The following is a 10,666-nucleotide window of genomic DNA, read 5'->3' as shown; positions in this document are numbered from 1 at the left end:
ATTCCATTCAAGTATTGGGTATAAAAAACCTATGAATGTTTATCTGGATTACGTACAACATTATGAACAAATAGCAGCTTAATTTTAAGCAACATTACCAAGTACATTGTTCATATATTTTGTCTTGATTTTTCAGGCCATTATATTTTTTGCAGATTAGGTTTATTCCTACCTAATTTTGTTACTTTGTTCATTATATTATTTTGTAATGTTTCCTTGTCTATTTCGCTAATATTATTGATATTTTCTAATTTATTGTTCATCCTTGCTAGTACTTCATAAATATTTTCTTCTAAACTTATAAGATTTTCTTGAGTTATATCTTGTTTTGTTACTTCTTTAGGTAAATCCTTTATATCTGTTGGCTTGTTCTCATTTATTACCGAAGCTGCTTGTTTTAACTTTAGGCTCTGCTGTTGTTCTTCTGCTTGTTTCATCGCTTCTAATTCCAATAGCTTCCTTTTTTCTTCTTCCGCTCGTTCCAATAGTTTTCTTATTTCTTCTTCTAATCGTCGTTTTTCTAGTTCTTGCTCATATTTCTTTTCTGCATTTCTTTTATTTTCTTCATAATAGACACTTTCTATACTACATGTCAATCTATCAAGTCCCTTCTTAATTTTTATTGCTGCTTTGTATTTTTCTATAGCTTCACTGTATTTTTCTTGATGGCATAAATCATTACCCTCTGCATTTAAGCTTTCTGCTTTTTTTTCTGCTATAGTTTTATTTCTTTGCAGATATTCATTAATTATTTTTATTGTTGCATAGCCTATGTTTTTACCAGAAAGAGAAAGCGACGTTAAAGAGTTATTATCTTTTAAGCTTGCCGCTAAGTCCCTTGCTTCAGCATCGCCTATGTTGTTATCCCAAAGATAAAGCGTTGTGTCACCGTTTCTTAAACTATCTGCTTCCCTCTTTAATCCTCTTTTTTCTAGAAATTCTATTAATTTCTCATGCGGCGTTTTTGTTACGGCTACCTCTTGCAATATTTGAAACCATCTAAACATAACTATTTCCTTATTAAATTCCATAAATCTTAATATTTTGTTAAAAATTAGCTTATATACAGAATCATAATAAAGAGTTTTAAGAATGCAATAGAAATTTAATTAGAAGTATTAATAGATGAGTTGAGGTTGATTTAAGAAGAATACAAAGTTAGTTTTTTTATAATATTTAAAATTCAGGATTTAAAAGAGATTTGATACAAAAATTAGACATTTTGGAACATAAAAGGAGCATCTAAAACTTATGAATAAGTTTGTAAAGCCGAAAACCCTTGAAAAGGTTGGCGAGAGTGACGGGACTCGAACCCGCGACCTTCTGCGTGACAGGCAGACGCTCTAACCAACTGAGCTACACCCCCTTTACATAAGAGATAACAATATATATAACAATTCTTCCATTTCTGCAAGAGCAAAATATCTTATTTCATTAAAAAATATATAGAATCTAAACCTCTAAATTTTACTGCTTATCGCTATTAATTTAAATTGTTACTATTAGTTGAAACATTGAAAATTATTATACTTTTTAAGGATTTTGTTAAAAAAGGAAAACCTAGCGGTTACACCCATATTAAAAAATCCTTTTTTATTAAATAATTATTAGAGGCTTTATATGACTAAACCGTACGTCATTAAATTAACTACTCCTTTTGAACGTATTAAACTTTATAATCCTATACCCGATATTGCTCTTAGAAGTGCTATTATCATGCAGGCAATAATAGATGCAACTAATACTTCCACAAAGAAAGAAGCAACAAAAGCAGAATATAACGCTAAAAAGTGGCTTTTTGAAAATAATGAAAATTTTAATGCTACTTGTTTAGAAATGGGCATTGAACCTAATTATGTAAGAAAGACTGCTAAAAAGCTAATTAAATCACAACAAAATAAATTATATCTTAGAGATAAGCATTCTAAACTCTATGGCTAAAGTTTAAATTAATTGTAATAAAACTTGAAATTACTATAATTATAAATTAATTGTATAGGTGTTACTTAGTAACGCCTATATATTAATAATTATTTCAGATTATAAAGGTTATTTATGAGTATTTCAGTTTCAGGTCAACATATTTCTATCGGTAATAATTTACAAGAATATTCAAAGGAGAGAGTTACACAAGTCGTAAAAAAATATTTTACCGATATAATAAATATAGATATACATTTCTCAAAAGAGGGAATTAATTTTAAGTGTGATATTATAGTAAAATATGGTTCAGGTAAACATAGTATTATCAAAAGTAACGATAGTTGTAATGATATATATGTAGCTTTTGATAAAGCTATGTCAAAACTCGAAAAACAGCTTAGAAAATATAAATCAAAATTCAAAAATCATCACGCAGGTAAAGTAAAAATATCCGAAATTGCTTACGAAGGTACTAAATATATTATTAGTTCGCAACCTGATAGTGAAACCTCTAACTCCGAAGATAATGATAATCCGGCAATTATTGCTGAAAAGCCTGTAGAAATATTAAAATTATCAGTAAAAGAAGCGGTAATGAAAATGGATTTAGAAAATTTGCCGGCAGTAGTATTTAAAAATATTAATAATGATCGTATAAATATAGTTTATTATCGTAAAGACGGTAATATTTCTTGGGTAGATTATAATTAATGCTCATTATCCCTTATAAAGGAATTACACCAAAAATCGATAAAAGTGCATATATTGCCGAAGGCAGCTCTTTAATAGGAGACGTGGAAATAGGGTGTAATTCAAGTATTTGGTTCAACAGCGTTCTTAGAGGCGATGTTGAACCAATAAAAATAGGCAATAATACTAACGTACAAGACGGCACGGTGATTCATACTTCAAGATTTAACGGACCGGTAGAAATAGGCGATAATATAACTATCGGTCATCTTTCTCTTATTCATGCCTGCACAATACATAATAATGCCTTTATCGGTATGCGTACTACGATAATGGATTATGCAGTAATAGAAGAATATGCTTTTATTGCAGCAGGAAGCCTAATCCCACCAAAGAAAATAATTAAATCTAAAGAATTATGGATGGGATCACCTGCAAAATTTGTTAGATATTTAACCGATCAAGATTTAGAATATATGCAAGATAATGTAAGAAACTATGTAGAACTTGCTAACACCTACAACAATGTTTTATAAGGAATCTTTAAACACCTTTACTGTGTTTTTAAGTAAAAACGCAATAGTCATCGGTCCTATACCGCCTGGGACAGGAGTAATATATTTTACTTTAGACTTAACATTTTCAAAATCAACATCACCAACTATTTTATTATTTGCGATTCTAGTAATACCTACATCAATTACTATTGCTTCAGAGTTAAAATATTCTAGAGTTAATTTTAAAGGCGAACCTATTGCAGCAACAACAATATCTGCTTTAGAAGTAATAGAACTTAAATTTTGTGTTTTAGAATGACAAATAGTAACACTACAATTTTCTTGCAATAATAAGGTGCTTAAAGGTTTACCTACTATATTTGAGCGTCCAATAATTACAGCGTTTTTACCGCTTAAATTCGGTTCATATTTTTTTATAACTGCAAGACAACCGAGGGCAGTGCAGGGGATAAAACCTTGACTGATTCCGCTATGTAAATAACCGACATTTAAAGGGTGAAAACCATCAATATCTTTAGAAGGTGATACTGCCGATAAAATTTTATTTTTATCTATAGAACTCGGTAAAGGCAGTTGAACTATAATTCCTGAAATCTCGTTATCAAGGTTTAACTCATTGATTTTTACTATTAAATCATCTGTACGAATAGTAGTAGATAGGTTTACTAATAAAGTATCAATTCCTATCTTATGTGCATTTTTTATTTTATTTCTTACATAAATAATGCTTGCCGGATTATCGCCTACTAGTACTATAGCAAGCTTTGGTGAAGTTTTAGTTTTATCCTTAAGCTCCCCAATTTCTAGCTTTAAATCTGCTAATATCTCATTTGCTAATGCTTTACCGTCAATTATATTATTCACTATATTTTTATCCATAATTATTAGTACAGGACAGCTTTCAAAAAGTTCTCGATGTCATTCCTGCGAAAGCAGGAATCCAGCATAAAGCAAGATAAATCGAGCTTTAATTTTTAAAATTTAGCATATGTATGCTTTTTAATTACTGGATTCCCGCTTTCGCGGGAATGACATAGAGTACTATGATTTTTACCTTACTTCTTTTCCCCATATTTAGTAGTGGAATACTCAAAATGTAGAGCTTTGCCGTCAAATACTTTGCTATAAGCGTGATGAAGACTGCTTGCTGCCTCAGCAAAACCCGTAAGAATCAGCTTAAGCTTACCGGCATAATGAGCAATATCGCCAATGGCATAAATCCCTTCTATATTAGTTTGATAATAGGAAGAGTCTACCTCAATATGGTGAAGCTTAACATTTAAATCCCAATTTGCTAAGCTACCTAAATCTTGTTTCAAACCAAAAAACGGTAGTAATATATTAGCTTCTAATTTCTTAGTATTATTTTGTAGGTCTTTAACTATAACCGCTTGAAGTTCGTAATTATTACCGTCTAAAGCATTTAACTGATAACCGGTTACTAACTCTATTTTACCGGTTTCTGCAATGCTTCTTAACTGCCTTACGCTTTCAGGAGCTGCCGTAAATTTATCTCGCCTATGTACTAAATATATTTTATTTGCAATTTCTGAAAGAGAAATAGCCCAGTCGACGGCGGAATCACCACCACCTGCTATAACTATATTTTTACCTGCAAATTTGCTTTTATCATTAATGAAATAAAAAACCGATTTGCCTTCAAAATCCTCAATATTTGCAAGGGGAGGCTTATTCGGACCAAATGAACCTGCTCCTGCTGCAATTACAATAACTTTGCTTCTAATAATAGTATCTCTTGAGGTTTTAATCTCAAAAAAATCATTTTGCTTATTTAGTTCTATAGCTTGCTGATTTAAGTGATATACAGGCTTAAAAGGAGCTGCTTGAAGCTCTAACTGCTTTATTAGCTCTTCTGCTGCAATTTTAGGATATGCCGGTATATCGTAAATAGGCTTTTCAGGATATAGAGTAATACATTGACCGCCGATGGCTTCTTGAGCGTCAATAACATGACATTTCATCCCAAGCATTCCGGCCTGAAAAATCGTAAATAATCCAACTGGACCGGCCCCTATTATTACAACATCGGTATTATGCATTATTTTTATTTAGTTTAATTTTTAAAAGGATTTTATTGGATATTGAGGAAATAATCAATTGTTATTGTTAAATAGATATTGATTTAATATGCCCTAACTTAGCCCAATTAAGAATTTTTTGATCTCTAGTAAGTAGGGTGGCTCCAAGACATTTTGCTGTTGCTACAATAATTCTATCAGCAGGGTCACCGTGAAAATCATCCATAAGAGAAACGCTTTCGGCCGCCACTTCCGGAGAAATATCTTTAATAGATAATCCGTTGATATCCGTTATAGAATTTAGAAAATCTTTTATAGGTTCGTAAATATTAATACGCTTTTTAAAGTTAAGCATAGCTATTTCCCATAATGAGATAGAACTTAGGAATAATTGCGAATTTTCTTGAGCTAAATTGATTATATGCTTTGTTTTTTCTGATAATTCTTCAGGTTGTAATAATGACCACAATAAAACATGGGTATCTAGTACTAAAGCATTATTAATGTTCTGCATTCCATTTTTCTTCTATTGGTTCTAATATATCAGTTTTTATCTCAGCCTTATTTCTTAGCATACCGAATATTGAGGTCTTTTTAGTATTTATAGGTAATATTTGTGCTACTTCTCTATCTCTTTTGGTAATTATGATAGATTCTTTATCTGTTTGTAATTTTTCTATTATTTCAAGACAATGAGACTTAAATTGACTTATTGCTATTTTAATAGCCATTTTTATACTCTAAATAAATAAAAGTATTATTATACTATAATAGTCAAATTAAATAGTCAATTAATATATAGTCTTATTTATAAATTTAATTTTTAATTTAAATTAAATAACCTTATTTAAACTTTTTTATTGCGATTTTATATAATTTTTAGTTAAAGTTTAATTAACTAAAAATTTAATATGGATAGTATATATGAAAGAATTAATAGCATTTTTAAAAAGTAAAGGCTTTGAAAAACAAGCTCACAAATTAGCTAAAGGAGAGACTTATCTTGATCTTAGTGGTAAAAAAATAAAAGATAAGGACGTCAAGGCATTAGCAGAGGTACTTAAACTTAGTTCTATCACTGAACTTGATCTTAGTGACAATCAAATAGGCGATGAAGGAGTTGAAACTTTAGCAGAGGCTATTAAACGCAGCAGAATCACTAATCTTGATCTTAGTGAAAATCAAATAACTGATAAAGGAGTTGAAATTTTAGTAGATGCTATTAAAAAGATTTCAATACTTGGTCTTAACGAAAATCAAATAGGGGATAAAGGAGCTGAAATTTTAGCAACATTTGCTGAGATTAGTAAGTCGATTACTGAACTTAAGCTTTCCTATAACAAAATAGGAAATAAAGGAGCAGAAGCTTTTATAGAAGCTGCTAAAGTTAATAAGTCAATAATGGTCCTTAGTCTTTCCGATAATGATATAGAAGAAAAATACTTAAAAACAATCAAAGAATATTTACAAAGAAACGAAAATTTGGAGGAAGCTGCAGAAAATCTACATTATCAAGATAGTCATTTATCACATAACGATAATATTAATATATTAGGGCAGAGCAATACTGAACATTATGCTCACCCTTTGTTAGAAATGAAGAATGTCGGTTTAGGATAAAGAAAAATAGAAATAATATTCTGTGGGAAAAATATCATAAATCCGTATTGAAATATAACGATTTCTTAAACTAACCTTGTAAAATTATTAATTTTTGTAAAAGATTAATAATGAATATTAATTATTTATTATTAAAATTATGAAGAATAACCTTAAGGTTTTGCGGAATGCTATTACTATTTGTATTTTAATATTAAATAGCGGTAAAATTTTTGCTACCTCTGCAACTTTTACCGTTAATGCTAAAATTTTACCCCTTTGTGCTATAGCAGTAGGAGGTGTACAGAATTTAAATTTTGGTAATTATGATAACACTACTGATTCAACAGCACAGTCTACTATTACTTTAAATTGTACCCCGGGAAGCTCATATAAAGTCGGTTTAAATGCCGGTGCTACTGCAGGAGCTACAGTTACTACTCGTCAGATGAAAGGCATTAATACTCCAGCTAATTTATTGAGCTATCGTCTTTATAAAGATGCTACTATGTTAAATAATTGGGGTAATGTTACACCAGATTGGCAAACCGGAACTGCCGGACTTGTTCCTGTAGTACTTACGGTATACGGTAAAATACCATCGGGACAAAATTCTGCAGTTGATACTTATCAAGAGACAATAACGGTAACATTAACTTTTCCTTAAACTTATTATTTAATATAATGAAAAAATATTTAAGCAATTTAAGTACCTTAGTTCTTAATTTTTCGTTTTTTATAATATTGCTTGTTTCACTCAATTCTCTAGCTGAGTTAACTATTGTACCCATAAAAGTAAATATAAGTAAGTCTAATAAAATAGCAACTATGACATTACAAAATAATGATTATATGCCGAAAAAGTTTCAGCTTACTCTTAAAAAACGTGAATATATAAAGGGTAAGGAAGAATATGTAGAAACTAAAGATTTAGTAGCAACGCCCGGAATGTTTACCTTGCAAGGTAATAAAATACAGCTAATAAGAATAGCTTTAAAAAATACTGAAAATTTTTCCCGAAAAGAAAATGATTATAGAATAGAGATAAGAGAGTTGCCGCAGAGGATAAAAATAGATAATAATATTACTTCTACGTTAAATTTTGTCGTTCAATTAAATATACCTATAACAGTATCAAGTTAAAAATCTTTAAAATTAAATAAATTAAAGCCATGAGCTTTTTAAATAAAATAATATCAGTTTTTATAGGTATTATTTTATTTATACCGTTGAGTTTTGCAGATGAAATTACGAGTGATAGTGAATTGATTGTTTCGCTAAAAGTTAATTATACCGAAACCGATATATTCCCGACTATAGTGCAAAACGCTCAAGGTCATTATTTGATTCCTCTTGAAGATATAGATCATTTTAATGTTCAAGAAGACTATCTTAAGCAGGCTATAGTGAATTATCATGATACAGATTATATTAATCTAGATTTGCTTGAAGGCACTAAATACGATTTAAATTTTGAAAATTTAGACTTAAATATTACTTTCCCGACGGAAAAAATGCAACCCCAATCATTTGATGCTTCAGGCAGTCCTATGAAGAACGTTGATACTAAACTTATTAGCGGAGCATATTTAAACTATGATATAACTCTTAGCCAAAATGATGATAATAATTATTTAGCTGGAGTAGAAGGGTTAAATTATTTTACTGAAAACGGGGTATATAGTTATAGCTTCTTATTTCAAACCGAGGCCGTTAAATCAAATTTTTCTAGAATCAAAAATACCACAAAAAATCAAAATAAATTTACACGTTTAGAAACAAATTGGACTTATGAAGATGTGAATAAAATGACTAATTGGCGAGTAGGGGATAGCGTAACTAAACCGGCTTCTTGGTCTAACTCAAGTAGATTTGCCGGTATTCAGTATGCTACTAATTTTGCAGTTAGACCGAATTTAGTCACCTATCCGTTACTTGATTTTAGAGGAAAATCTGAACTTCCAAGCAGTATAGAAATATTTTCAAATAGCATGTCTATATATAATGCTAAAGCCCGCACAGGAGATTTTGACGTGAGTAATATTCCTGTCATTACCGGTCGAGGGGATTTAATAGTAAGGACGCAAGATATAACGGGTAAAATTGAAACCATTACTATTCCTTATTATGCTTCCCCAAGTTTATTGCGTCCAGGACTTTCAAACTTTTCTTATGAGGCAGGCTTTCAAAGACAAAATTTTACTATAGATAGCAATGATTACAAATATTTAGTACTAAATACCGATTATATGCTTGGTATGACTGATTATCTAACCAGCGGCGGACATTTTGAATTTTTAAAAAGTGATGGAGCAGTGGGAGTAACTAATAATTTAAAAATTGGAAATTTCGGGGTTATCGGGATTTCGCTTGCAAGTAACATAAAAAACTTTGGTCGTTCACAACGAATAAATTGTGGTTATACTTATGAGTCGGAATATTTTGATATTAATAGTAATTTAGATTGGAATAATAAAAATTATAGAGATGTATATATTTATCCTAATAAAACTTCCTCAAATTTAAATTATCAGGTTTCAGCTAGTTATGGTGATGCTGACTTGGGTAATTTAAGCATAAATTTTTTTATCTTTAGCCGTAAATAGATTTATGCAAAATGGTAAACGTTCAAATATATTATCAACAACTTATCAAAAAATATTACTAAAAAAGGTTTTTTAAGTTTTACTATAGGTACAGATTTAAAAAATCGAAATAGAGGTAATTTTGCTTATATGTCCTTTAATCTAAATTTAGACGGTAATAAAAACGTTTCATTTATTGATTCATACCAAAATAAATATCATACTGAACAAATCGGTATTTCAGTGCCAATTACTTCAAATATGGGCTGGGGGTATAATGCCAATCTAATCAAAGCTAAAGCTACAAATTATAATGTACAAGTTAATCGTAACGGTAAAAATAACGATATTGGGCTTTACCTACAAAAGAACGATGGAGGAAATGTTAACCAAGTCAATATTAAAGGCGGTATTGTAGCTATCGATAAAAATTATTACACAACAAGACCGATTACCGGAAGTCTTGCTCTAATTAAAGTAAATAGTTTAAAAAACGCCGGAGTTTATAATAACAATCTATTAGCAGGTTATACAAATGATCAGGGTAAAGTACTTATACCGAACGTAACTCCTTATGTTCCTTCTGAAATAAGGTTAGATGATGAAAATTTACCTCTTAATACTGAGTTTGAGGATATTGCTTTAAAAGTTGCTCCAAAAACAAAATCGGCAGTATTATTAGACTTCAACGTTAGAATGATTAAAAGCGTTGAAATGACAATATTTGACAGTAATAAACATTTTATTCCGTTTGATAGTACTGTTACTATAGAAGGTTTAGAAGAGGAGTTATTTATAGGTTATGAAGGTAAGATTTATATTAATGATATTAAAGACCTTGAAGTATTAAACGGTTCTATTTGTGACGAGAATGAAGAGAATAATAAATGCTGTCATTTTAGCATACCGGTTAATAAAGATTTAAATGATCCTGTAATTGATTTAGGCGAAGTGATATGCAAATAAAGAATATAGTTATAGTTGTATTAATTAATATTATAGCAAGTAATGCTATAGCACTAGCATCATGTAGTGTATCAGTACCCACTGTAAATTTTGGCAATTTTAACATGGGAAGTAGTAGAACAGCAATGGTTACTGCTTCAGTGACTTGTAGCGGTATAGGATTACTTGTTAATTATACTGTAAGGTTTAGTACCGGTACTGCCGGTGCTTATAATCCAAGACAGATGGCTAGTGGCGCAAATAGACTAAATTATAATTTATATAAAAATGCTGCTTTTACTAAGATACTTGGTAATGGTACTAGTAGCACAGTTACAATTACTGATAGTTATTTAATATCTCTTAG

The 10,666-nt window shown here is 30.1% G+C and carries 14 protein-coding genes, 1 tRNA gene and 1 pseudogene; 10 read left to right on the top strand and 6 right to left on the bottom strand.

What is annotated here, in order from left to right; translation table 11 throughout:
• Positions 1-140 precede the first annotated feature (140 nt).
• On the bottom strand, positions 141-1,007 hold the full coding sequence (locus tag AC1Z7D_RS04140) for a hypothetical protein (protein ID WP_482602227.1): 867 nt from the start codon (positions 1,005-1,007) through the stop codon (positions 141-143).
• A gap of 282 nt (positions 1,008-1,289) precedes the next feature.
• A tRNA-Asp gene (locus AC1Z7D_RS04135) sits at positions 1,290-1,366 on the bottom strand.
• A 254-nt stretch (positions 1,367-1,620) separates the two neighbouring features.
• Here AC1Z7D_RS04135 and AC1Z7D_RS04130 point away from each other — a divergent pair.
• The 3 genes from AC1Z7D_RS04130 to AC1Z7D_RS04120 all read left to right on the top strand — a co-directional run bounded on the left by AC1Z7D_RS04130 (position 1,621) and on the right by AC1Z7D_RS04120 (position 3,149).
• A complete protein-coding gene (locus tag AC1Z7D_RS04130; protein WP_482602225.1) occupies positions 1,621-1,941 on the top strand; it encodes a hypothetical protein in 321 nt (106 codons plus the stop codon).
• Between the two features lie 114 nt (positions 1,942-2,055).
• A complete protein-coding gene (gene hpf / locus AC1Z7D_RS04125; RefSeq protein WP_482602223.1) occupies positions 2,056-2,634 on the top strand; it encodes a ribosome hibernation-promoting factor, HPF/YfiA family in 579 nt (192 codons plus the stop codon).
• On the top strand, positions 2,634-3,149 hold the full coding sequence (locus tag AC1Z7D_RS04120; RefSeq protein ID WP_482602221.1) for a gamma carbonic anhydrase family protein: 516 nt from the start codon (positions 2,634-2,636) through the stop codon (positions 3,147-3,149). Before hpf ends, AC1Z7D_RS04120 begins: the two co-directional genes overlap by 1 nt.
• On the opposite strand, the gene folD is transcribed toward AC1Z7D_RS04120, so the two are convergent.
• From folD to AC1Z7D_RS04100, 4 genes are all read right to left on the bottom strand, one after another.
• Positions 3,144-3,995, bottom strand: a complete 852-nt coding sequence (folD, locus tag AC1Z7D_RS04115; RefSeq protein WP_482602229.1) for a bifunctional methylenetetrahydrofolate dehydrogenase/methenyltetrahydrofolate cyclohydrolase FolD — start codon at positions 3,993-3,995, stop codon at positions 3,144-3,146. The two genes, AC1Z7D_RS04120 and folD, sit on opposite strands and share 6 nt — an antisense overlap.
• A gap of 191 nt (positions 3,996-4,186) precedes the next feature.
• Positions 4,187-5,191 (bottom strand): NAD(P)/FAD-dependent oxidoreductase, encoded by a 1,005-nt coding sequence (locus tag AC1Z7D_RS04110; RefSeq protein WP_482602219.1) that lies wholly within the window; start codon positions 5,189-5,191, stop codon positions 4,187-4,189.
• A 67-nt stretch (positions 5,192-5,258) separates the two neighbouring features.
• Positions 5,259-5,684 (bottom strand): type II toxin-antitoxin system VapC family toxin, encoded by a 426-nt coding sequence (locus tag AC1Z7D_RS04105; protein ID WP_482602217.1) that lies wholly within the window; start codon positions 5,682-5,684, stop codon positions 5,259-5,261.
• Positions 5,671-5,901 carry a type II toxin-antitoxin system Phd/YefM family antitoxin gene (locus tag AC1Z7D_RS04100; protein ID WP_482602215.1) on the bottom strand — a complete coding sequence of 77 codons (231 nt, stop codon included), beginning with the start codon at positions 5,899-5,901 and terminating at the stop codon, positions 5,671-5,673. The genes AC1Z7D_RS04105 and AC1Z7D_RS04100 overlap by 14 nt, the downstream gene beginning before the upstream one ends.
• A gap of 193 nt (positions 5,902-6,094) precedes the next feature.
• On the opposite strand from AC1Z7D_RS04100, the gene AC1Z7D_RS04095 reads away from it, so the two are divergent.
• The 7 genes and pseudogenes from AC1Z7D_RS04095 to AC1Z7D_RS04065 all read left to right on the top strand — a co-directional run.
• Complete coding sequence (locus AC1Z7D_RS04095; protein WP_482602213.1) at positions 6,095-6,790, top strand: leucine-rich repeat domain-containing protein; 696 nt, start codon at positions 6,095-6,097, stop codon at positions 6,788-6,790.
• A 139-nt stretch (positions 6,791-6,929) separates the two neighbouring features.
• On the top strand, positions 6,930-7,436 hold the full coding sequence (locus tag AC1Z7D_RS04090) for a Csu type fimbrial protein (protein ID WP_482602211.1): 507 nt from the start codon (positions 6,930-6,932) through the stop codon (positions 7,434-7,436).
• Between the two features lie 17 nt (positions 7,437-7,453).
• Positions 7,454-7,912: a fimbrial biogenesis chaperone gene (locus AC1Z7D_RS04085; RefSeq protein WP_482602209.1), complete on the top strand. Its 459-nt coding sequence runs from the start codon at positions 7,454-7,456 to the stop codon at positions 7,910-7,912.
• 29 nt (positions 7,913-7,941) lie between these two features.
• Positions 7,942-8,323: pseudogene (locus AC1Z7D_RS04080) on the top strand (hypothetical protein).
• A complete protein-coding gene (locus AC1Z7D_RS04075; RefSeq protein ID WP_482602207.1) occupies positions 8,320-9,375 on the top strand; it encodes a fimbria/pilus outer membrane usher protein in 1,056 nt (351 codons plus the stop codon). Before AC1Z7D_RS04080 ends, AC1Z7D_RS04075 begins: the two are co-directional and overlap by 4 nt.
• Before the next feature lie 129 nt (positions 9,376-9,504).
• Positions 9,505-10,320, top strand: a complete 816-nt coding sequence (locus AC1Z7D_RS04070; RefSeq protein WP_482602205.1) for a fimbria/pilus outer membrane usher protein — start codon at positions 9,505-9,507, stop codon at positions 10,318-10,320.
• A partial coding sequence (locus AC1Z7D_RS04065; protein WP_482602203.1) for a spore coat protein U domain-containing protein occupies positions 10,311-10,666 on the top strand: 356 nt, incomplete at its 3' end. The genes AC1Z7D_RS04070 and AC1Z7D_RS04065, both read left to right, overlap by 10 nt.

The sequence above is a fragment of the Rickettsia sp. genome (genome assembly GCF_965035265.1).
Note: the sequence above shows the minus strand (reverse complement) of the source record. Positions and strands in the feature narration are given on the sequence as shown.

What these genes read in the sequence shown, in the direction of transcription:
- AC1Z7D_RS04140 (WP_482602227.1), bottom strand. Translation starts at nt 1,007, where the DNA reads ATGTTTAGATGGTTTCAAATATTGCAAGAGGTAGCCGTAACAAAAACG.
- AC1Z7D_RS04130 (WP_482602225.1), top strand. Translation starts at nt 1,621, where the DNA reads ATGACTAAACCGTACGTCATTAAATTAACTACTCCTTTTGAACGTATT.
- hpf (WP_482602223.1), top strand. Translation starts at nt 2,056, where the DNA reads ATGAGTATTTCAGTTTCAGGTCAACATATTTCTATCGGTAATAATTTA.
- AC1Z7D_RS04120 (WP_482602221.1), top strand. Translation starts at nt 2,634, where the DNA reads ATGCTCATTATCCCTTATAAAGGAATTACACCAAAAATCGATAAAAGT.
- AC1Z7D_RS04110 (WP_482602219.1), bottom strand. Translation starts at nt 5,191, where the DNA reads ATGCATAATACCGATGTTGTAATAATAGGGGCCGGTCCAGTTGGATTA.
- AC1Z7D_RS04105 (WP_482602217.1), bottom strand. Translation starts at nt 5,684, where the DNA reads ATGCAGAACATTAATAATGCTTTAGTACTAGATACCCATGTTTTATTG.
- AC1Z7D_RS04100 (WP_482602215.1), bottom strand. Translation starts at nt 5,901, where the DNA reads ATGGCTATTAAAATAGCAATAAGTCAATTTAAGTCTCATTGTCTTGAA.
- AC1Z7D_RS04095 (WP_482602213.1), top strand. Translation starts at nt 6,095, where the DNA reads ATGAAAGAATTAATAGCATTTTTAAAAAGTAAAGGCTTTGAAAAACAA.
- AC1Z7D_RS04090 (WP_482602211.1), top strand. Translation starts at nt 6,930, where the DNA reads ATGAAGAATAACCTTAAGGTTTTGCGGAATGCTATTACTATTTGTATT.
- AC1Z7D_RS04085 (WP_482602209.1), top strand. Translation starts at nt 7,454, where the DNA reads ATGAAAAAATATTTAAGCAATTTAAGTACCTTAGTTCTTAATTTTTCG.
- AC1Z7D_RS04075 (WP_482602207.1), top strand. Translation starts at nt 8,320, where the DNA reads ATGAAGAACGTTGATACTAAACTTATTAGCGGAGCATATTTAAACTAT.
- AC1Z7D_RS04070 (WP_482602205.1), top strand. Translation starts at nt 9,505, where the DNA reads ATGTCCTTTAATCTAAATTTAGACGGTAATAAAAACGTTTCATTTATT.